Origin of the sequence: Gryllotalpicola daejeonensis (assembly GCF_039538145.1) — a bacterium.
In the GTDB taxonomy this organism is placed as follows: Bacteria; Actinomycetota; Actinomycetes; order Actinomycetales; family Microbacteriaceae; genus Gryllotalpicola; species Gryllotalpicola daejeonensis.
On record NZ_BAABBV010000002.1, the window covers coordinates 678,731 to 700,334 of the forward strand.

The 21,604-nt window shown below is 69.0% G+C and carries 17 protein-coding genes; 5 read left to right on the forward strand and 12 right to left on the reverse strand.

What is annotated here, in order from left to right; genetic code table 11:
• Positions 1 to 43 precede the first annotated feature (43 nt).
• The 5 genes from ABD736_RS16025 to ABD736_RS16045 form a co-directional block, all read right to left on the reverse strand.
• Positions 44 to 1,372: an ABC transporter substrate-binding protein gene (locus tag ABD736_RS16025; protein ID WP_344792882.1), complete on the reverse strand. Its 1,329-nt coding sequence runs from the start codon at positions 1,370 to 1,372 to the stop codon at positions 44 to 46.
• Between the two features lie 448 nt (positions 1,373 to 1,820).
• Positions 1,821 to 4,247, reverse strand: a complete 2,427-nt coding sequence (locus ABD736_RS16030; protein ID WP_344792883.1) for a beta-xylosidase/alpha-l-arabinosidase — start codon at positions 4,245 to 4,247, stop codon at positions 1,821 to 1,823.
• A gap of 3 nt (positions 4,248 to 4,250) precedes the next feature.
• The gene (locus ABD736_RS16035; protein WP_344792884.1) at positions 4,251 to 5,153 is read right to left on the reverse strand and encodes a carbohydrate ABC transporter permease; all 903 of its coding nucleotides are present in this window, start codon (positions 5,151 to 5,153) and stop codon (positions 4,251 to 4,253) included.
• A complete protein-coding gene (locus tag ABD736_RS16040) occupies positions 5,153 to 6,172 on the reverse strand; it encodes a carbohydrate ABC transporter permease (RefSeq protein ID WP_425555038.1) in 1,020 nt (339 codons plus the stop codon). The genes ABD736_RS16035 and ABD736_RS16040 overlap by 1 nt, the downstream gene beginning before the upstream one ends.
• A gap of 11 nt (positions 6,173 to 6,183) precedes the next feature.
• On the reverse strand, positions 6,184 to 7,482 hold the full coding sequence (locus ABD736_RS16045; protein WP_344792885.1) for an ABC transporter substrate-binding protein: 1,299 nt from the start codon (positions 7,480 to 7,482) through the stop codon (positions 6,184 to 6,186).
• 251 nt (positions 7,483 to 7,733) lie between these two features.
• Here ABD736_RS16045 and ABD736_RS16050 point away from each other — a divergent pair, with 251 nt between their 5' ends.
• The 4 genes from ABD736_RS16050 (at position 7,734) to xylB (ending at position 12,769) form a co-directional block, all read left to right on the forward strand.
• Positions 7,734 to 8,729 (forward strand): LacI family DNA-binding transcriptional regulator, encoded by a 996-nt coding sequence (locus ABD736_RS16050; RefSeq protein WP_344792886.1) that lies wholly within the window; start codon positions 7,734 to 7,736, stop codon positions 8,727 to 8,729.
• 43 nt (positions 8,730 to 8,772) lie between these two features.
• Complete coding sequence (locus tag ABD736_RS16055; RefSeq protein ID WP_344792887.1) at positions 8,773 to 10,038, forward strand: endo-1,4-beta-xylanase; 1,266 nt, start codon at positions 8,773 to 8,775, stop codon at positions 10,036 to 10,038.
• Complete coding sequence (gene xylA, locus ABD736_RS16060; RefSeq protein WP_344792888.1) at positions 10,035 to 11,228, forward strand: xylose isomerase; 1,194 nt, start codon at positions 10,035 to 10,037, stop codon at positions 11,226 to 11,228. The genes ABD736_RS16055 and xylA overlap by 4 nt, the downstream gene beginning before the upstream one ends.
• Before the next feature lie 110 nt (positions 11,229 to 11,338).
• Positions 11,339 to 12,769, forward strand: a complete 1,431-nt coding sequence (xylB, locus tag ABD736_RS16065) for a xylulokinase (RefSeq protein WP_344792889.1) — start codon at positions 11,339 to 11,341, stop codon at positions 12,767 to 12,769.
• Between the two features lie 157 nt (positions 12,770 to 12,926).
• Here the strand turns inward: xylB and ABD736_RS16070 are convergent, their stop codons facing one another.
• From ABD736_RS16070 to ABD736_RS16100, 7 genes are all read right to left on the reverse strand, one after another.
• Positions 12,927 to 14,039: a glycerate kinase gene (locus tag ABD736_RS16070; RefSeq protein WP_344792890.1), complete on the reverse strand. Its 1,113-nt coding sequence runs from the start codon at positions 14,037 to 14,039 to the stop codon at positions 12,927 to 12,929.
• A gap of 19 nt (positions 14,040 to 14,058) precedes the next feature.
• A complete protein-coding gene (locus ABD736_RS16075) occupies positions 14,059 to 15,228 on the reverse strand; it encodes an NAD(P)/FAD-dependent oxidoreductase (protein ID WP_344792891.1) in 1,170 nt (389 codons plus the stop codon).
• Positions 15,229 to 15,356: 128 nt separating this feature from the next.
• Positions 15,357 to 16,253, reverse strand: coding sequence for a carbohydrate ABC transporter permease (locus ABD736_RS16080; protein WP_344792892.1), 897 nt, complete (start codon positions 16,251 to 16,253; stop codon positions 15,357 to 15,359).
• Positions 16,253 to 17,329 (reverse strand): carbohydrate ABC transporter permease, encoded by a 1,077-nt coding sequence (locus ABD736_RS16085; protein WP_344792893.1) that lies wholly within the window; start codon positions 17,327 to 17,329, stop codon positions 16,253 to 16,255. Before ABD736_RS16085 ends, ABD736_RS16080 begins: the two co-directional genes overlap by 1 nt.
• Before the next feature lie 2 nt (positions 17,330 to 17,331).
• Positions 17,332 to 18,741 carry an N-acetylglucosamine/diacetylchitobiose ABC transporter substrate-binding protein gene (ngcE, locus tag ABD736_RS16090; RefSeq protein ID WP_344792894.1) on the reverse strand — a complete coding sequence of 470 codons (1,410 nt, stop codon included), beginning with the start codon at positions 18,739 to 18,741 and terminating at the stop codon, positions 17,332 to 17,334.
• Positions 18,742 to 18,792: 51 nt separating this feature from the next.
• Positions 18,793 to 19,560: a sugar isomerase domain-containing protein gene (locus ABD736_RS16095; protein ID WP_344792895.1), complete on the reverse strand. Its 768-nt coding sequence runs from the start codon at positions 19,558 to 19,560 to the stop codon at positions 18,793 to 18,795.
• Positions 19,557 to 20,483, reverse strand: a complete 927-nt coding sequence (locus ABD736_RS16100; protein WP_344792896.1) for a MurR/RpiR family transcriptional regulator — start codon at positions 20,481 to 20,483, stop codon at positions 19,557 to 19,559. The genes ABD736_RS16095 and ABD736_RS16100 overlap by 4 nt, the downstream gene beginning before the upstream one ends.
• Before the next feature lie 106 nt (positions 20,484 to 20,589).
• Between ABD736_RS16100 and ABD736_RS16105 the strand changes: the two genes are divergently transcribed.
• Entirely contained in the window at positions 20,590 to 21,594 is a 1,005-nt protein-coding gene (locus ABD736_RS16105; RefSeq protein ID WP_344792897.1) for an N-acetylglucosamine kinase, read from the forward strand.
• Positions 21,595 to 21,604 lie beyond the last annotated feature (10 nt).

A 21,604-nucleotide genomic window follows, 5' to 3' on the forward strand; every position in this document is an offset into this window, starting at 1 on the left:
TGGGCCCCGCGCCCGAAGGCGGCAGGGCCCACCCGGCTCAGGCCTACTTCTTCATCAAGGGCTCGATCTGGTTCTGAAGAGTCTTCAGAGCGTCGGCGGCCTTGACCTTGCCGCCGAGGATCGACTGGGTGAACGTGATCATCGGCTGGGTGCCGTCGACCGTGTACGCGACGTTCGCGAACAGACCGGAGGTGCCGGGGGCGCCCCAGGTGTGGTAGATCGGGTTCCACTTGTCGAGGATCGTCTTGTTGTTCGAGTCGCCCGAGACCTCAGGCGTGTTCGCGATGGACTTGAGCGGCGGAAGGCCGATACCGGTCTTCTTGGTCCACAGCGTCTTCATGTTCTTGTAGTAGTACGTGAGGAACGCCTCCGAGCCCTTCTGGCTGGGGGTGTTCTTGTACATCATGATGTTGTTCGGGAAGTACAGGAAGCCCTGCTTGCCCGAGCGGCTCTTCAGCGGCTCGCCGACGACGAGGTCGGGCGCCACAGGGCCGACGTTGGCGGGAAGGCCCGCGCCGTCCCAGCCGAACGCGAACTTCTTCGCCTTCCACTGCGACTGGACGTTCGCCGACGTGTAGGTCGCCGAGTTCGGGTCCGAGTAGCCCTTGTGCACGAGCTCGAGGATGAAGTCGATGGCTTCCTCGTTCTCGGGGGTGACCAGGTCGGGCTCGAGCTTGTCGTTGAAGATGCCGCCGCCGTTGTTGATCATGAAGCCGGTGAGGATGTGCGAGCCCGTGAACGAGCCGGCACCCGAGCCGAGGCCGAAGCCGTAGTAGCCCTTGGCCTTGAGCTTGGCGCAGGTCTCGAGGTACTCGTCCCACGTGGTGGGGGGCGTGGCGCCCGCCTCCTCCATGAGGGTCTTGTTGTACCAGGAGCAGCGCACGTCCAGGTTGTAGGGGATCGCGGCGTAGCCGTCGTCGGTCTTCATGGTGTCGAGCAGGCCGTCAAGGAAGTCGTCCTTGAGGTCGCCCTCCCACGAGTCGAACAGGTCGTCCGCGTAGGCGATCTTGCCCTGCGCGGCGAACTGGAACGCCTGCGTGCCACCACCGGACGAGACGGCCGGGTTGGTGTTCGAGGCGACCGCCGACTGGAAGGTCTGCGTGAAGTTCGCCCACTGAATCTGCTGGTAGGTGAACGAGGGGAGCCCGGAGTCAGGCTTGTACGCGGCGACGATGCGCTTGTCCTCGGCAAGGAAAGCGTCGCTGCCCCAGGGCATGTTCCAGAACTTGGCGGACTTCGCGCCGCCACCGCCACCCGAGCCGCCGTTGCCGCCTGCGCGGCTGCAGGCTGCGAGCAGGGTGCTTGCCGCGACCCCGCCGGCGACTCCGATGAACGTGCGACGCGTGAACGCGCCGCCTGACTGCTGTGCCATCAGTCGATCCTTCCGTCCCGTCTAAAGCGCGGGACTTTTGCTCTTCCTTGAACAAAAAATTTCCGAGCAGGCCTCGGTGTCAAGAGTGACGTGGCTATTTCTAGCCTGCGGGTGAGGGGATGTCAATTGACCTCGGCGGGGTGTCCACGCGGGCCATCAGAAGGGCGGATTCGCCTTGTTCAGCAAGGAATTCCCCGGTCAGAGCGAGATTGGCCACCCCAAAGGCTAACCGGTTCAGTAAATCGAGCGCGAAATGTCCCCCGTACGTGGGTAGGCCGCTTTCCGGGCTCACAGGAAATCGTGACCCAGGCGAGATTTTCCGCCCCGAAGCGCGAAACATTTCTCGCTCTGCCCCAGGCCACCGAGCCCCCTTAAACGACCGGAGGGGCGAGCTCGGCCTCCCGGAGCTGGGCTCCGGGGACCTGAACTCGCCCCTCGGGCGGTGCGGCTAGGCGATCGCGACGGCCACCACGCGCGGGTCGGCGACCGTCACGGGGTAGGGCGCGCCGGTGATCTGGGCGACCTGGCGCGGCGTCGAGGCGCCACCGAGGTCGCGCACGGCGGCCTTCTTGTCGTTGACGATGGCGCCGCCCGTCGAATCCTCGACAGCGGCGTCCTTCACGGGGCGGATGCCGGCGTGCGCGCCGACCCACAGCTCGATGTCGCCCGGCTCGACGATCTTGGTCAGGTTGCGGTCCGTGAAGGCGAAGCGCGTCGTCGGCACGGTGAACGTCACGCGCTTCGACTCCCCCGCCGCGAGCTCGACGCGGGCGTAGCCCACGAGCTGCTCCACGGGGCGCACGATCGTACCGAGCACGTCCCGGCCGTAGAGCTGCACGACGTCGGCGCCGTCGCGGTCACCCGTGTTCGTGACCGTGACGGATGCCTCGAACGTGCCTCCGGCGGCGACGGATGCCTGCACCTCGAGCCCGTCGTACGCGAAGGTCGTGTAGCCGAGACCGTAGCCGAACGGGCGCAGCGGCGTCGAGTCGGTCGAGGTGACGTCGGACGGGCCGCCCAGGATCGGGTGGCGGTAGGTGTACGGCTGCGCACCGGTCGACCGCGGCAGCGAGACCGGCAGGCGCCCGGAGGGGTTCGCCGCACCGGTGATCACGTCGGCGATCGCGAGACCGCCGCCCTCGCCGGGGAAGAACGCCTGCAGCACCGCCGCCGGCTTCGCCTCGCCATCGAAAGCCCACGCCACGGCGTAGGGGCGGCCGGTGAGCAGCACGAGCACGGTGGGGGTGCCGGTCGCGACGACCGCCTCGACCAGCTGGCGCTGCACGCCGGGCAGCTCGAGCGACTCGGAGTCGTTGCCCTCGCCGACCGTGCCGCGGCCGAACAGCCCGGCCTGGTCGCCGACGACCACGATGGCGAGGTCGGCGCCGCTCGCGGCATCCGTCGCCTCGGCGAAGCCCGACGTGTCGTCGCTCTCGTTGTCGGAGCCGGCGGCGAACACGAACTCGGGCACCTCGAGCCCCGCGCCCTCGAACGCCTGCGGAAGCGCGTCGAACACGGTGGGGATCTCGAATCCGAGAGGGTACTCGGGGTGGTGCGCGAGCACGTGGTTCGCGAACGAGTAGCAGCCCTGCAGCGCCTCGGCGCGGTGGGCGTTCGGGCCGATCACCGCGATCTTCGAGCGTGCAGGGCCGTCTGCGAGCGGCAGCGTACCGTCGTTGGCGAGCAGCACGATCGACTCCTCGGCGAGCTTGCGCGCGAGGCGCCGGTGCTCAGGCGAGTCGAGGTCGATCTCGGTCGGCGGCTCGTCCTCGTAGACGTCGGGCTCGAGCAGGCCGAGCTCCTCCTTCTGCCGCAGTACGCGCAGCACGGCTCGGTCGACGTAGGCCTCGTCGAACTCGCCTGCGCGGATGCGTGCGGCGAGCGGCTCGAGATAGGCGTCGCCGGTCGGCAGCTCGACGTCGATGCCGGCCTCGAGCGCGAGGGCTGCGGCCTGGCCGCGGTCCTTCGCGATCGCGTGCATGACCTCGAGGAAGGCGACCGCGAAATAGTCCGCGACGACGACACCGTCGAATCCGAGGCGGTCGTGCAAGACATCCGTCAGCAGCGGCGTGTTGGCGGCCATCGGCACGCCGTCCACGTCGACATACGCGTTCATGACGGACTTGGCGCCGCCATCGGCGATCGCCATCTCGAACGGCGGCAGATAGGTGTCGGCGATCTCACGCTGGCCGGCATAGACCGGCGCGTGGTTGCGGCCCGCGCGCGAGTTCGAGTAGCCCACGAAGTGCTTGAGAGTCGCGTGGATGCCCGCCGACTGCAGCCCCTTCACGTAGGCGGTGCCGACCGTGCCGACCAGATACGGGTCCTCGCCGATGCACTCGTCGACGCGACCCCAGCGCGGGTCGGCGATGACGTCGAGCACGGGCGCGAGCCCCTGGTGGATTCCGAGCTGCTTCATCGAGTCGCCGATCACTCGGCCGACCTGCTCGACGAGCTCAGGGTCGAAGGAGGCGCCCCACGCCAGCGGCGTCGGGAACGTCGCGGCCTGCCACGCGGCGAGGCCGGTGAGGCACTCCTCGTGCACGAGCGCCGGGATGCCGAGGCGCGTCTCGCGCTTGAGGCGGCGCTGCTCGTTCCAGAGCCACGCCGCGCGCTCCGCAGGCTCCACCGGCCGCGTGCCGTACACGCGGGTGTACTGCCCGAGGCCGTCCTTCGTGATCTCGGAGAGCTGCTCGCCACCCTTCTGGCCGGCCGACATCTCGCTCTGCATGGGAGCGACGACGCCGTTCTGGTCCAGCCAGTAGCCGACGAGCTGAGCGAGCTTCTCGTCGAGGGTCATCTGCGCGTGCAGCGCTGCGACCCGTTCGGAGACACGGGGCATCGCGGCGGGAGCGCCGCCTTCGGTGGTGGTCATGGTCTAGCCCTTTACTGCGCCCGTCAGTCCCCCGACGATGCGCTTCTGGAAGATCGAGAAGAAGATCAGCGCAGGAAGCATCGAGAGTGACGTGAACGCGAGCACCTTTGCCGTGTCCTGAGAATACTGTGACGAGAAGGCCTGCACGCCGAGCGGCAGGGTGAAGTTTCCCGACGAGTTCAGGATGTACAGCGGCAGCACGTAGTTGTTCCACGCGCCGATGAAGGCGAGGATCGCGACGGTGACGACACCGGGCAGCGACAGCGGGATCACCATGCGCCAGAAGAACCCGAGCCGGCTCGCGCCGTCGATCGACGCAGCCTCCTCGATCTCCTTCGGGATGGCGCGCAGGAACGGCACCAGGATGATGACGGTGGTCGGCAGGCCGAAGGCGATCTGCGGGATCGCGACGCCCATGAGATTGTCCACGAGGCCGAGGTCCTTGATGATGATGTACAGCGGCGTGATCGCGATGACCAGCGGGAACATCAGGCCCGCGGCGAACAGCGAGTAGATCGCGCCCTTCGCCTTGAACTCGTAGCGCGCGAGCACGAAGCTCACCATCACGCCGAGCACGACGACGCCGGCCGTCGTGACGACCGCGACGATCATCGAGTTGGCGAACTCGCCCCAGAACGTCGACGACTTGAGCACGTCGAGGTAGTTGCTGAACACCCACGGGTTCGGCACGCCGGCCGGGCTCGTCGTGATCTGCGAGTTCGTGCGGAAGCCGCCCAGCACGATGTAGAGCACGGGGGCGAGGGTCACCGCGATGAAGAGCAGGGCGATGAAGTAGGTGAAGGGATTCCCCCACTTCTGCGGCGTCTCACCGCGCTGCGCGGGGTGCTTCTTGCTCGTCTTCGCGGGCGCGGTGGCCGTGGTCGCAGCAGCGGTCGTGGCGCTCATCACTTGCCTCCATCGGTAACGGCGCCCTGAAGGTCGCGGCGCAGGACGAAGCGCTGGTAGACCAGCGCGATGATCAGCGAGATCAGGAACATGACGACGGCGACGGCGCTGCCATAGCCGTAGTTGCCGGCCATGCGGCCCTGGGCGACCATGTAGGTCGCCATGGTCGAGGTGCCGGCGGTGGAGGCGATGTACTGCCCCCAGATGATGTAGACCAGGTCGAACAGCTGCAGCGAGCCGATGATCGACAGGAACGCCCAGATGCGGATGGTCGGGCCCAGAAGCGGCAGCGTGATGCGGCGCTGGATCTGCCAGTAGGAGGCGCCGTCGATCTGCGCGGCCTCGAACAGCTCCTCGGGGATCGACTGCAGGCCGGCCAGCATCAGGATGACCGCGAAGCCGATGTACTTCCACGAGATGATCCCCATCAGCGACCAGATGGCGATGCTGGGGTTCGAGAGCCAGTCGGCAGCGAGGCCGCCGAGGCCGATCGTGTGCAGGAAGTCGTTCATGGCGCCGTTGCTCTGAAGCATCAGGCTCCAGCCGGTGCCGACGATGACCTCGGAGATGACGTAGGGAACGAAGATCAGCACGCGGATCAGGCCGCGGCCCCTGATCTTCTGGTTCAGCAGGAGCGCGAGGATGATAGACAGGGGCCCCTGGATGACCAGGGACAGCACGACGATCAGCAGGTTGTGCCACAGCACCTGCTGGAAGGCGGGGTCGGTGAGGATCAGCTTGTAGTTGTTCAAGCCGACGAAGTCCGTGGCGGGGCCGTAGCCGTGCCACCGGAAGAAGCCGTAGTAGGCAGCGAGCGCGACCGGGAAGATCACGAACGCCAGGAAGATGATGATCGCGGGACCCGAAAGGACGGCGATCTCAAGGCGCATGCGGCCCCGGCCGGAGCGACGCTTCGCCGCCCGCGGCGAGGCCGGGGACGCTGCTGCGCCCCCGACCTCGACGGAGCCCTGCGACTGACGGTCTGCGACCGTGTCAGTACCCAGGGTGGTGTTGCTCATGGTGTTACTACTCAGCCCTTCGCAGCGGCGTCGTTGGTGTCCTTGACGATGTCAGCGGCGCTGCCCTTGCCCGCGAGCAGGTTGACGACAGCCGTGTTCATCGCGTTGCCGACGTTCTGGCCGTACAGCGTGTCGAGGTACTGCGAGGCGTAGTCGGCCTTGTTGAAGGCCTCAAGCGCCGACACGTTGTACGAGTCGGTGACGACCGACTGCGCGTCCTTGTTGACGGGGATCGAGTTGAACGCCGTCGCGTAGGCCTTTTGCTCGTCGGTGGTGATCAGGAACTCGAGGAAGTCGGTCGCCTCCTTGGGCGCGTTCTTCGAGACCGAGTAGCCGTCGATGCCGCCGAGCAGCGCGCTCGGGGCGCCCTTGCCGCCGTCGACCGCGGGGAAGGGGAACCAGCCGAGGTCGGCGGGCACCTTCTGGTCAGCGGTCAGACCGGCCATCACGCCCGGGTCCCAGCCGCCCATGAGCTCCATGGCGGCCTTGTGGTTCGCGACCAGACCGGCCGACGAGCCCGCACCCTGCTGAGCGGAGGTGGTCAGGAAGCCCTTGTTGAACGGGTTGATCTTGAGGAACGACGCGAGGTCGTCGCCGGCCTTGGTCCAGCACTTGTTGTCGAACTTCAGGTCCTTGGCGGACTGGTTCAGCACCTTCTGGCTGCACTCGCGCAGGGCGAAGTTGTAGTACCAGTGTGCGGCCGGCCATGCGTCCTTCGCGCCGACGGCGATCGCGTCGGTGCCAGAGGCCTGCAGCTTCTTGACGTCGGCCTCGAGCTCGTCGATGGTGGTCGGCGTCTGGGTGATGCCGGCCTGCTGGAAGAGGTCCTTGCTGTAGTAGATACCCTCCGGAAGGAAGTCGAACGGCACGGCGTAGACCTTGCCGTCGATCGACTCACCGGCGAGAGCCGCGTCGCCCGCGTTGGCCTTGGCAGCCGACGAGAGGTTGAGCGCCTGGATCTGGCCGGCGTCGACCATGGCCTTCATCTTGCCGCCGCCGCGCTGCAGGAAGATATCCGGCGCGGAGTTGGAGTTGAGGGCGGTCTGCAGCTTACCGTCCAGGTCCTCGTTCTGGATCGACTGGACCTTGATGGTCACGTTCGGGTGCGCCTTGTGGTAGGCGGCAGCCGCGTCGGCGAAGAACTTCTGGCCGGGGCCGGTGGTCGAGTTGTCCCAAAGGGTCAGCGTGACCTTGCCGTCCGAGGACGAACCGCTGCTGTTGTCGCTGCCAGAGCCGGCGCAGCCGGTGGCGGCCAGGGCGACGCCCAGACCGAGCGCGACGACCGCCGCGCCCGTTGCTTTCCTCATCATCGTGGAAACACTCCTTGTGTTGTCGTCTTTGACGCTGTGGTGATTTTGCGGACTGCGAGAGCCGCTCGGATTACGGCAGTGCAGAATTTGTTGTGACCGCGGCTAAAAGCATCCGCGATCTCGACACGAAATGCAAAACGATGTCGATAACGTTTTATATACGTAGTCGCACTTGCTGTGAGCGACTCTCAGGCTGCGCTACCTTGTTCACCATGAGCGTGGATGCCGGCGTCCCCCCTGTCCTCGGACGGGTGACGATAACCGACGTCGCACGCGCAGCCGGAGTCTCGGTCGCCACGGTGTCCAAGGTGGTCAACGCCCGCTACGGCGTCGCCCCCTCCACCGTCGAGAAGGTCATGGCGGTCGTCAACGAGCTCGGCTACGAGACCTCGCTCATCGCAAGCAGCCTGCGCCGCAGCCGCACCAACGTGATCGGCGTGCTCGTCACCGAGTTCGAGCCGTACTCCGCGGAACTGCTCAAGGGCATCGGCGCCGCAGCTCACGGCACGGGCTATGAACTGCTTGCGCACTCCGGCTGGGTCGATCAGGCGCCGCCCATCGGGTGGGAGCGCCGCTCGCTCTCGCGCCTCGCGGGCACCCTGATCGACGGCGCCATCCTCGTGACGCCGACGGCTGTGACCGCAGACACCCCCATTCCCGTCGTCGCGATCGACCCGCACACGGGGCGCGGCGGCCCCTCGACCGTCGATGCCGACAACGTCGGAGGGGCGCGCGCCGCCGTCGAGCACCTGATCTCGCTGGGCCACCGCCGCATCGCGCACCTGCGCGGCCGCGTGGATCTCGAGTCGTCTTACCGCCGAGAAGAGGGCTACCGCCGCTGCCTCGAGAAGGCCGGCATTCCGTTCGACCCCTCGCTCGTGCTCGACGGCGACTACCGCAGGGAGGTCGGGCGCACCAGCGCGATCGACCTGCTCGACCGCACCGAGCGCCCGACCGCGATCTTCGCCGCCAACGACCTCTCGGCGCTCGGCGCCCTCGACGCTGCGCGCGAGCTCGGCATCGACGTGCCCCGTGAGCTGTCGATCGTCGGCTTCGACGACATCCCCGAATCGACGGCCACCGCTCCACGCCTCACCACGATCGCGCAGCCGCTGCGGCAGATGGGTGCGACGGCGTTGCGGATGCTGGTGGAGCAGCTCAACGGGCAGGAATCCGGCACCAGGCACGAGCACCTGCGCTCCGAGCTCGTCATCCGCGAGTCGACCGCTCCGCCGCCGGCCGCCTGAGAGCCACGCCGCACCCATCACCGACAAGGAGTCACCCCCGCCGATGCAGCTCGCATCCTGCCGCGCCACCCAGCCCGACCACCGGATCGGCGAGGCGATCGTCACCTTGACCGACTCGGCCGGGCATCCGCTCGCCGACACCGACGTCACCATCTCGCAGACGCGACACGCCTTCGCGTTCGGCAACATCGGGTTCGACTTCATCGGCCTCGCGGGCGGCCACGGGAAGCCGGGCGACGCCGAGCTGGCCGACCGGTACAGCGAGCTCTTCAACTGGGCGACGCTGCCGTTCTACTGGGGGCGCTTCGAGCCGCGCGAGGGCGAGCCCGCCACCGAGCAGCTGCTGGCCACGGCGCGCTTCCTGCGCGAGCGTGGCATCTCGCTCAAGGGGCACCCGCTCGTGTGGCACACGGTGCAGCCCCACTGGCTGCTCGGCCGGCCGCTGGAGGAGGTCGAGCGCCTGCAGCGCGAGCGCATCCGGCGCGACGTCGCCGACTTCGCCGGGCTCATCGACACCTGGGATGCCATCAACGAGGCCGTCATCATGCCCGTGTTCGAGAACGGGGACAACGCGATCACGCCGCTCGCGCGAGCCAAGGGACGCATCCCGATGATCCGCATGGCGTTCGAAGAGGCGCGGGCGACGAACCCGCGCGCGACGCTGCTCATCAACGACTTCGACCTGTCGAGCGCGTACGAGTGCCTGATCGAGGGCGTGCTCGAGGCCGGCATCCAGATCGACGCGATCGGCCTGCAGACGCACATGCACCAGGGGTACTGGGGCGAGGACACGATGCTGGCGATGGTCGACCGCTTCGCGCGCTACGGTCTGCCGCTGCACCTCACCGAGAACTCGCTCGTCTCGGGGCACCTGATGCCGCCCGAGATCGTCGACCTGAACGACTACCGGATCCCCTCGTGGCCGTCGACCCCTGAGGGCGAGGCGCGTCAGGCCGACGAGCTGGCGCGTCATTACCGCTCACTGGTGTCGCACCCGCAGGTTGCGTCGATCACCTATTGGGGTGTGACGGATGCCGGGGCCTGGCTCGGTGCGCCGATCGGGCTCCTCCGGGCTGACGGCTCGACGAAGCCGGGGTACCACGCACTGCACGACCTCATCAAGGGCGAGTGGTGGCTGGGCGAGACAGCCGTCCACACGGATGCGGAGGGGCGCTTCCGCCTGCGGGGATTCGCAGGCGACTACGAGGTCACCCTCGGTGGAACTTCGGCTCGATCCGCGATATGTTTATCGCAACAACAAACTCAAACCGTCCGTCTCACCATGGAAGTTGAAGGACAAACACCATGACTCTCACCCCCACCCGCGAGGACAAGTTCTCGTTCGGTCTGTGGACCGTCAACTACAACGGCACCGACCCGTTCGGCGGCCCGACCCGCAACCACCTCGAGATCGAGCACGTCGTTGAGAAGCTCGCCGAGATCGGCGCGTACGGTCTGACGTTCCACGACGACGACCTGTTCCCGTTCGGCTCGAGCGACTCCGAGCGCGACGCCTACATCGAGCGCCTCAAGAAGGCGCTCGCCGAGACCGGCCTGATCGTCCCGATGGTCACGACCAACACCTTCTCGGCCCCGGTCTTCAAGGACGGCGGCGTCACCTCGAACGACCGCGCCGTGCGTCGCTACACGCTGCGCAAGATCATCCGCCAGCTCGAGCTCGGCGTCGAGCTCGGCGCCAAGACCTTCGTCATGTGGGGCGGCCGCGAGGGCGCCGAGTACGACTCGGCGAAGAACATCCAGGCCGCGCTCGAGCGCTACCGCGAGGCAGCCAACTTCCTCGGCGACTACGTCCTCTCGCAGGGCTGGGACATCAAGTTCGCGATCGAGCCGAAGCCGAACGAGCCCCGCGGCGACATCCTGCTGCCGACGCTCGGCCACGCGATCGCCTTCATCGACTCGCTCGAGCACCCCGAGCTCGTCGGCCTCAACCCCGAGGTCGGCCACGAGCAGATGGCCGGTCTGAACTTCACCTCGGGCATCGCCCAGGCGCTGTACCACGGCAAGCTGTTCCACATCGACCTGAACGGCCAGCGCGGCATCAAGTACGACCAGGACCTGGTCTTCGGCCACGGCGACCTGCACAACGCGTTCGCCCTCGTCGACCTGCTTGAGAACGGCGGCGTCAACGGCGGCCAGGCCTACACCGGCCCCCGTCACTTCGACTACAAGCCGAGCCGCACCGAGGACGAGAACGGCGTCTGGGAGTCGGCTAAGGCCAACATGCGCAACTACCTGCTCCTCAAGGAGCGCGCCGCGGCCTTCCGCGCCGACCCCGAGGTCCAGGAGGCCCTCGAGGCCGCCAAGGTCTTCGAGCTCGAGCAGAGCACCCTCAACCCGGGCGAGACGATCGACACCCTCAAGGCCGACCGCAGCACGTGGGAGGACTTCGACGCCAACGCCTACCTCGGCGGCAAGGGCTTCGGCTTCGTCCGTCTGCAGGCGCTCGCGACCGAGCACCTGCTCGGCGCTCGCGGCTAAGCAGTTCATTCGCTCGAGGGGGCGGGGCTTCCGGCCCCGCCCCCTCGTTCCATATCTCCACGCGCCACAGCGCTCTCACGTAATAGCTCTCACGTAATAAGGGAAACCACATGACTCTGGTCGCCGGCGTCGACTCGTCGACGCAGTCCTGCAAGGTCGTCATCCGCGACCTCGAGACCGGTGCGCTGGTACGCAGCGGCCGCGCCTCCCACCCCGACGGCACCGAGGTCGACCCCGCGGCCTGGTGGGCCGCGCTCGGCGAGGCCATCGCCGCGGCCGGCGGCATCGACGACGTCGCCGCCATCTCGATCGCCGGCCAGCAGCACGGCATGGTCGTGCTCGACGCAGAGGGGCGCGTCATCCGCCCGGCTCTGCTGTGGAACGACACGCGCTCGGCGGGCGCAGCCGCCGCGCTCACCGACGAGGTCGGGGCGGATGCCTATGCGAAGCGCGCGGGTCTCGTGCCCGTCGCCTCGTTCACCGCCACCAAGCTGCGCTGGCTCGCCGACAACGAGCCCGAGAACGCGGCGCGCGTCGCGGCCGTCGCCCTGCCGCACGACTGGCTGACCTGGCGCCTGCTCGGCTACGGCCCCGAGGGCGAATCGCCGCTCGGCCCCGTCCTCGACGCTCTGACGACCGACCGCTCGGACGCCTCGGGCACCGCCTACTGGTCGCCGTTCACGAATGACTACGACCTCGACCTGCTCGAGCGCGCACTCGGACGCCGCGATGTGGTGCTGCCGCGCGTGCTCGGCCCCGGCGAGGCCGCAGGGAAGACGCCGGCCGGCGTGCTCGTCGGCCCCGGCGCAGGCGACAACGCCGGTGCGGCCCTTGGCCTCGGCGCGGCCTCCGGCGATGTCGTCGTCTCGCTCGGCACGAGCGGCACGGTGTTCGCCGTCGCCGACCAGCCGAGCGCCGACGCCACCGGCACGGTCGCCGGCTTCGCCGACGCATCCGGCCACTACCTGCCCATCGTCGTAACGCTGAATGCGGCGCGCGTGCTCGTGTCCACCTCGAAACTGCTGGGCGTCGACTTCGACGAGCTCGCCGAGCTGGCGCTGGCCGCGCAGCCGGTCAGCGACGGAGTCGTGCTCGTGCCCTACTTCGAGGGCGAGCGCACGCCGAACCTGCCCGAGGCGAAGGCGAGCCTGCACGGCCTGTCGATCGCCTCGACCACCCGCGAGAACATCGCGCGCGCGTCCATTGAGGGCATGCTCTCGGGCCTCGGCGCCGGTCTCGACGCCGTGCGCGGAGTCGGGGTCGAGGTCGGCCGCGTGCTGCTGATCGGCGGCGCGGCCCAGAACCCGGCGGTGCAGGCCGTCGCAGCGCAGGTGTTCGATGCGCCGGTCGTCATCCCCGAGCCGGGCGAGTACGTCGCCGACGGCGGGGCGGTGCAGGCCGCCTGGGCGCTGACCGGCTCGCGCCCGTCGTGGGCGGTCTCGACCGCGGCGACGCCCGAGCCGGACTTCCGCCCCGAGATCGCACAGCAGTACCGCCGCTACGCGGATGCCGTGCTGAACGGCGAGGCTACGCGCGGCTAACGCTGAGTGAACTCAGGTGAGATATCCTCAGGCACTCCACACCTGGGGATAATTCCGCCGATGAGGGGGCAGATCTTCGGGTCTGCCCCCTTTCGCGTCACACGCGTACAGCCCGGCTCGCACGCATCCCGCCCGGCTCACACGCGTGCAGCCCGACTCACACACGGCGCGCGAGCGCTGCGCCGGCTTCGAACGCCCAGCGCGCGGGCTCTGCGAGGGCTGCCGCCGTCGATCCGGCGAGTTCCGTGAGCGACGCGGCCGCCGAGAACTGTGCGACGGATGCCTCGACCGCGCCCGCCACGAGAGCAGTCGGCACACCGGCGGTGCGCGCGAGGCCTGCAACGTGCGTCGGTGCCTTGCCCGCTTCGGACTGCCCGTCGAAGCGCCCCTCGCCGGTGATCACGAGGTCGGCGCCGGCGATCGTGTCGGCGAGGCCGAGGGCTGACGCCACCGCCGGAGCACCCGGCGAGATGATCGCACCCCACGCGAGGAGGCCGAACGCGACGCCGCCCGCGGCGCCGGCGCCCGGCGTCTCGGCAAGCCGCCGGCCGTCGGGAACCACCGACGCGAAGTGCGCAAGGTTCGCCTCGAGCGCGCGCACGGCGGCGTCGGAGGACGCGCCCTTCTGCGGCCCGAACACGGCCGCCGCGCCGCGCGGACCGAGCAGCGGGTTGTCGACATCGGTCAGCACGACGGCGCCGGCGGGCGGCAGGGGCGCCACCTCATCGAACGAGACCCGCGCGACCTTCCCCGCCCCGAGATTCCCGTACGAGACGGGGGCGCCTGAGGCATCCGTCAATCGCGCTCCCATCGCCGTGAGGGCGCCGACTCCCCCATCGGTCGACGCGCTGCCGCCGACCGCGATCAAGAGGCGCGAGACGCCGAGCGTCAATGCGGCGGTGATCGCCTGGCCGAGGCCGAAAGTGTGCGCGTCGAACGGCCGCAGGCCGTCGCGCATAAGGGGAAGCCCGCTCGTCGCGGCGAGCTCCACGACACCGGTGCCACCGGGCAGCTCGGCCGTCGGGGGCAGCTTCAGCCAGTGGGTGAGCACCGGCCGGTCGTCGGGGCCGACGGCCATGACCGGTTCGCGGCGTGCGCCAGGAACGGCGGCTTCGAAGGCATCCAGGCTGCCCTCGCCGCCATCCGCCATCGGCGCGAGCACCACCTCGTCGGCGGGCCGCACCGACAGCCAGCCGTCGCGGATCGCCTGCGCGGCGTCGCCGGCGGTCAGCGAGCCCTTGAATGAGTCGGGGGCGATGACGAGGCGCACTCCCCCAGTCTGCCGTGCTTCAGGCCGCCGAGCCGCGCAGCGCGGCGTCGCCGAAGCGGCCCGGCGCCAGCGCGCCGAAGGCGGCGGCTGCTGCCGACGGCGCGACGGCCGCGCCGCCCGCCGCGACCGCGGCGTCGAGCGGCAGGTCGAGCAGGTCCGCCGCGGCGAGCGCGCCGAAGGCCGCGGAGGTCTGGATGCCATAGCCGCTCTGCCCCGCGAGCCAGTAGAACCCGGGCACCTCGCTGTCGAAGCCGACGACAGGCACGCCGTCCGGAGCACCGGTGCGCAACCCCGTCCACGCCCTCTCGAACTCGACGCGGGGCGTGACGACCGCGGCGAGACGCTCGGTGACGCGCGCCACCACCTCGGGCAGCGGCTGCGCGTCGTGCGGCTCGGCCGGGGTGTCCTCCAGCGCCGACGAGAGCAGCCGGTCGCCGTCCGGCCGGAAATAGAGGGACCCGCCTGCGTCATTGACCATCGGCCAGTCCGGGTCGATGGCCGCATCGAGACGCGCGAGCGCCACCGTGCGGCGCAGCGGCACGAGGCCCGCGGGGCCGACGCCAGCGAGCGCGGCGACCTGGTCGGCCCAGGCGCCGGCGGCGTTCACCACGATCGGGGCCGAGAAAGTTCGGGCGTCCGGGCCGTCGCCGACCGTGGCCGTCCACAGCTCGCCGTGGCGGGTGAGTGCCGACACGCGGGCATCCGTCACGATCTCGGTGCCTGCGCGCCGCGCCTCGCCCGCGTACCAGTCGAGCAGCCGGGGCACGTCGACCTCCTGCGCGAGCGGGTCGAGCAGGGCATCCCTCACGCGCTCCGCGCGCAGAATCGGCAGCCGCGACCCGGGCTCAGCGGCCGCCACTCTGCGCAACCCCGGAATGGCTGCCCGGAGCGGCTCGAGGTCGACGGCGTCGTCGAGCGCGAGCCAGTACAGGGGCCTCGGGCGCAGCAGCGGCGCGCCCAGCCTGGCCTCGATCTCGCGCACAAGCCCGATCGACACCTCGGTCAGCACGCGCACCGGCTCGGGTCCGTAGCTCGGCTGCATCTGCCTGGCCGAGCGCGAGCTCGTGTGGTGGGCGAGCCCCTGCTCCTGCTCGAGCAGCCGCACGGAGGCGCGGTCGCCGAGCGCGGCCGCGAGCGAGAGACCGGCGATGCCGCCGCCGATGATCAGGATGTCGCTGGAATCCGTCATGCTCACCCTCTCGCTGCGTCGGCCGCCTCTCTCGCCATCATCAGGGTCGACGATTGCGGGTGCGTTACGAACGCCGCACACGCGCGCTACCGCTGCTGCGCTTCCTCTGCCCTCGCTGGCTCGCCGGCTCAGCGGAAGGTGCCGGTCGAGACCGACCCTTCGAGCGTGCGCTGGAACACGACGTAGACGATCAGCACGGGGATCACCGTCATGACGACCGCCGCGAACAGCGCACCGAAGTCGACCGCGTAGCCGGCCTGCGATGCGAACGACGCCATGGCCTGCGTCAGCACGTACTTGCTCTGGTCGGAGTTCAACGCCACCGGCAACAGGAACTGATTCCACAGGCCGAGGAAGTTGAAGATCGCGACGGAGGCGAGGCCCGGGCGCGCCATCGGCAGCATCACCTGGAAGAACGCGCGCCAGTCCCCCGCGCCGTCGATCAGCGCCGCCTCATAGACGTCCTCTGGAAGCGACTTGAAGAACGAGAAGAGGAAGAACACGGTGAACGGCAGGGCGAAGGCCACATACGTGAGGATCAGACCGGGCAGCGTGTTGAGCAGCCCAGCGTTGCGCAGGATGAAGAACAGCGGCACGATCGCGAGGAACGGCGGGAAGGTCAGCCCCGCGAGCATCGCGTAGTAGATGACGCGGCGGCCGGGGAACTGGAACCGCGCCAGCACGTAGGCGCACATCGCGCCGAGCAGCATGACGAGGACCAGGGCGAAGCCCACCACGATGATCGTGTTGAGGAAGAACCGCCCGATGCCGGCATCAGTCCAGGCGTGCACGTAGTTGTCGAACTGCCAGTGCGCGGGCAGCGAGAACGGGGACGACAGGATCTCTTTCGTCGTCTTGAAGGACGACAGCAGCACCCACAGGAACGGGACGATCACGAGGATCGACCAGATCACGAGCAGGACATGAGAGACGGATGCCACAGCCGCATCGCCGCGATTGGCGCGAGTGGTGCTGAGCCGCAGCCGCGTCGTGATGGACGGCTCGGCCGTCGTGGTCGCGGTCATCAGATACCGCCCTTCTGAATCGGGGCCGCCGCGGCCGTCGGTGCCGCCGCCGCAGGGGCGGGGGCCGCGGCAGGGGCGACGCGGGACGAGCGCCGCGAGTCGTCACCGCCGCCGGTGAGGCGGTTCACCGTGAACACGATCGCGGCGAACAGCAGGGTCACGAGTGCGAGCACGACGCCCATCGCGGTGGCGTAGCCGAACTGCCCCTTGCGGAAGGCGACATTGAAGAGCTCCTGGCTCATGGTGAGCGTCGTGTTGTTCGGCCCGCCGCCGGGGTTCAGCGCCTGCATGTAGACGAACGCGTCGAGGGCGGCGATGCCGAGATAGATGTAGGCGGTCTGCACGTTGTCGCGGATCATCGGGATCGTCACCGAGATCGCGGTGCGGAACCGGCCGGCGCCGTCGATGCGGGCCGCCTCGAGCAGCTCGGCGGGCACGCCCTTGATCGCCGCGACGAAGAGCACGGTGTAGAAGCCGACGAAGCTCCAGATGATCACCCACATCGAGGCGGGCATCGCCGTGGCGACGACGCCGAGCCACGCGAAGTTCTTGAATCCGTCGAGGCCGATGGCGGTGAGGAATCCGTTCAGCAGACCGGCGGCCGGGTCGTAGACCTGCGCCCAGATCAGGCCGATCACGATGGCGGGAACGCAGTAGGGGAAGAACGAGATGACGCGGTAGAAGCCCGCACCGCGGACGCCGCGGATCGTGCCGCGGCTCGGGCCGCCGACGGTGACGACGATCGCGATCAGCAGCGCCAGCACGATCGTGACGAAGGGCACGACGACCGCGAGCAGCGCATTGTTGCGCAGCGCCTTGAGGAACGTCGTGTCCTGGAACAGGTTCACGAAGTTCGTGAGGCCGACGAAGTTCATGTTGGGCGAGAAGCCGGTCCAGTCGGTCATCGAGTAGTACAGCGCCTGCACGAACGGCGAGACCACGAAGATCACGAAGATCGCGAGGGGCAGCACGAGGAAGACCAGCATGAAGCTGATCCGGTTCCAGCTCGGCCGGGGCCGGCGACGCCGGGCGGAGGGGGTGACCCCGCCGCCCGGCGTCGTCGTGGTGGTTGTCATGCTCAGCTGTTCACCTTCAGCTTGGGGACGGAGGACGCGGCGACCTTGTCGCTGATGTCCTGCATTCCCTTGGTGAGGCCGGCGGCGTCCGTCTGCCCCGAGAGGAACGAGTTCCAGACCACCAGCTGGTCCTGGTTCATGCCGTAGAAGTCGAGGAACTGGTAGTTGAAGACGTTGTCGCCTGCAGCATCCAGCATCTTCGTCTGCGACACCAGCGCGGTCGAACCGAAGCCGTCGTCGGGAACGAGGCCCTTGACGATCGTCGGCGCGAGGCGCGTCTTCGAGAAGTTGGTCGCCGCGTCCTTCGAGAGCATCGCCCGCAGGATCTCCTTGCCGCCCGCCGGGCTCTTGCCCTGCTTCGGCACGATGAACGGCTCACCGGCGGCGGAGCGCAGCGCCTCATAGGGAAGCTTCGAGCTGCTGGTGACGGTCGGCGTCGGCGCGCCCGTCATCTTGAAGCCGTCCTTGGTGGCCTTCTTCATCTCGTTCTCGATCCAGCCGCCCGAGGGGTAGAGGATCGCCTGCTGGTCGTTGCTCCACTTCGCCTGGGCCGCGGTGAACTGGGTTCCCGCGCCACCCGGAACGAAGTAGCCGCTCTTGACCGCGGTCTCGAGCGCCTTGAAAACGCTCTGGATCTCGGGGGCGGACCACGCCTTCGGCTTCAGGTTCTCGAGGTCGATGCGCACCTGGGGGCCGCCCTCCTTGATGGCGGAGTCGAGCGCCATCGTGAGGTAGTAGGTCGCCGCCTCCTTGCCCCAGACGAACAGGTACTTGCCCGCAGCCTTGGCCTTGGCGCCGAGGTCGAGCGCCTCGTCCCACGTCTTCGGCGGGGTCCAGCCGTTCTCCTCGTAGAGCGACGCCGAGTACCACATGCCGTAAACCGTCATGACGTAGTTCAGGGCGACGAACTTGCCCGAGAACGTTCCGGGGTCCTTGACGGCCGGGTAGAGGGTGTCGGCGATCTTCGTGCCCTCGTAGTTGTCGGCCTCGAAGACGTCGTCGAGTGTCTCGAGCTGGTCGGCGATCGTGTTGAAGCCGATGTTGTTCGCACCCGAGTTGTCGATGAGGTCCGGCGGGTTGCCGCCGACGAAGCGGGGCTGCAGCTGCTGCGCGATCTGCGTCGAGGGGCTGACCTTGATGTCGACCTTCGAGAACTGCTTCTTGACCTGCTTCGCCGCATAGGTCACGTAGTCGTAGCCGTAGCCGCCGTTGAAGATGACGGCTTCGACGGACGCGGTGTCGGAGAGGCCGAACGGATTCTTGTCCGACTTCTTTCCCGACGTGGAGCCGCCGCCACCGCCGCTCGGTGCGGCGCAGGAGGCGAGCGTTCCGGCCAGCGGCAGGAACACTGCGGTGGCCAGTGCGCCGCGGACGAAGGTGCGGCGATTCAGCCGGCCTGGTTCTTCAGACATCAGTGCTGCCTTTCACTCTTGGGTTGTTCTGGTTCTTCGTGGGGTTGATGGTCATGCGAGGTGGCCGATGCGGTCGCCGAACTTCTCCTGCAGGGCACGGTTGTGCTCGTCGCCCTCCGGGATGTTGGCCGAGATGAACAGGGGCGGCACCTCGCCGGCCGCCTGCACCCGCTCGGCGGCGCCGATCGTGAGCAGCTGCGCGATGTACGCAGCGGTGATCGACGACACGGCACCGACGCCGAGCCCGCCCGGCAGCTCAAGGGTCGTGTCGCCATACGGGGCGAGGTTGTCGATGACGACATCGGCGACCTCCGACAGCCGCTTGCCGCTCGGATGCTTCGGCGTGACGGCGTTCGTGTGGGCGAGGCTCGTGACCGCGATGACCGCGTGCCCCTCTTCCTTCGCCTTGAGCGCGAGCCCGACGATCGACCCGTTGACGCCCGAGTTCGAGGCGATCAGGAAGACGTCTTCCGGGCGGAAGTCGTACAGCGACCACAGGTCGTCGACGACGGTCTCGTCGCGTTCGATCGTGCCGCCGTGCAGCGCCTCGAGCGGCCGCTTGCCGAGCAGCACGAGGTCGCGCAGCGCGAGCGAGTGCGTCGGGATCAGGCCGCCCGCCCGCCCCGCGATCTCCATCGCGAAGGCCTGCGAGTGGCCGGTCCCGAAGGCCTGCAGCACGCCGCCGTTCTGCAGCGACGTGGCGAGCAGCGCGATGGCGGCGTCCAGCGCGCCGGCGCGCGCCGCGGTGTCGAGCGCGTCGATGCGCTCGCTCACCTGCCGGTGGAATTCGGCCGCGAGGCCGCTCGAAGCATCTGTCATGCGGTGGTTCGTCCTTTCGATCGCAGAGAGCGCCGGTGCGGGGCGACGGCCGCGGCGGAGGCCGCGAGCGTCGTCGTGGTGCGAGAGAAGTCCTGCTGCGCGACCAGCAGATAGAGCAGGTCGATCGCGAGAAGCTGGGCATGCTTGGCCGACAGGTCGTCGGGCTGCAGGTAGGCGTCGGGCGCGTAGGCGGTCAGGTGCACATCGGCGACGGATGCCAGCGGAGACTCGGGGTTGCCGGTGATCGCCACCGCGAACGCTCCCGTCGACCGGGCGAGCGAGAGCATCTCGATCATCTCGCCGGTGCGGCCGGTGTTCGAGATGCCGACGGCCACGGCGCCCGGGCCCTGGATGGCAGCGCTCGTGAGCCCCTCGTGCACCTCGCTCCACACGTGCGCGTTGAGCCCGATGCGGTAGAGCCGTGCCTGCAGCTCGGTGGCGATCCCCGCGCTCCCGCCGATGCCGTAGATGTCGACATGGCCACTGCCGGCGATCGCGGCGGCGGCGCGCTCGGCCGCCGCGTGGTCAAGCTGCGTGGCGGTCGACTGCAGCGCCGCGGTGTGCGAGCTGACCAGGGCGGTCAGCACCTCGAGGGCGCTGTCGGCCGGGTCGAAGGCGCGGCCGATGTCGGACTGCCAGGTCGCGGCGCTCGAGCGCCCCAGGTCTGCGGCCGCGCCGACCCGCAGCGGCGGGTAGCCGGCGTAGCCGATCAGGCGGCAGAAGCGGGTGACCGTGGCGGGCGACGTGCCCGCCCGCTCCGCGAGCTCGGTGATCGAGAGCTCGAGCGGAGCAGCCGGATTCTCCAGCAGCAGGGCGCCGATCTTCGCCATGGCCGCGGACATCTCCGGCAGCGCAGCCTGGATCCGGCTGCTGACGCCGAATCCGTCTGCGCTGTGCTTCGATGGTGCCGCGAGTTCTGTCATTGACGTCCCGTCATTGAAAATCCATGTCACCGTTGACGTGTTTCCATGAAAACTATTCGCAGGCCTGTTACGGGGGCAATCACCGAATGTCACGACTGAGTAACGGATGTTGAGGCTCTTCCTCGCCGTCGATGCGGGCGGCACGAGTACGCGCTGCGTCGCGGTGGATGAGTATGGGGGATGCCACGGCTACGGCCGTTCGGCGAGCGGCAACCCCATCTCGGCGGGGCCCGCGCTTGCAGCGCGCTCCGTCGCGGAGGCGGCCGGCCAGGCACTGCGGCAGGCGAATGCCGCCGGTGGCGAGAGCGGCCCGCGCGTGGCATCCGTTCTGCTCGCGATGGCGGGCGCGAGCGCGCTCTCGGGCACCGAGCTGTTCGCCGCAGAGCTCGCGCCACTGGGCGTGAGTGCGCCCGTGGCGTTCGCCCCTGACCTGCTCGCGACGTTCTGCTCGGGCACCTGGCGCCTCGACGGCTACGCGCTCGTCGCGGGAACCGGCGCGACCGCCGTGCGCGTCGAGGGCGGCGAGGTCGCCTGCACCGCCGACGGCCTCGGCTGGCTGCTCGGCGACGAGGGCTCAGGGTTCTGGATCGGCGAGCGGGTCGCCCGCGCCGCCGTGACCGACCTCGACCGGCGCGGCCCGCAGACAGCGCTCACCGAGCTGCTGCTCGCCGAGCTCGGACTCACCGCCGACGACACGCTCTACCAGGGCCGGCCGGCGGTGCTGCAGCACCTCGTCGAGACGCTCTACGCCCTGCGCCCCGTGCAGCTCGCGCAGTTCGCACGGCTCGCCTTCGACGCCGCCCGAGCCGGCGATGCCGTTGCCGCGCGGATCGTGCGCGACGCCGCAGACGCTCTCGCGCACACGCTCGCAACCGTCGACGACGCACAGGTTGACGGGCCCGTCGTGCTGGGCGGCGGCACAGTGGCCCAGCACGACGAGCTCGTCGCTCGGATCGGCGACGCGCGCACCTCGGGCGGCCTGCCCCGCGAGGTGCGCGTCGTCGCCGACGGCGTGGTCGGCGCGGCGGTCATCGCGCTGCGCCAGGCGTCTGTCGCGGTCGATGAGCAGGTGTTCGCGCGCATCGTCGACACGCTCGCCACGCTGCGCTGACGGTCGCGAC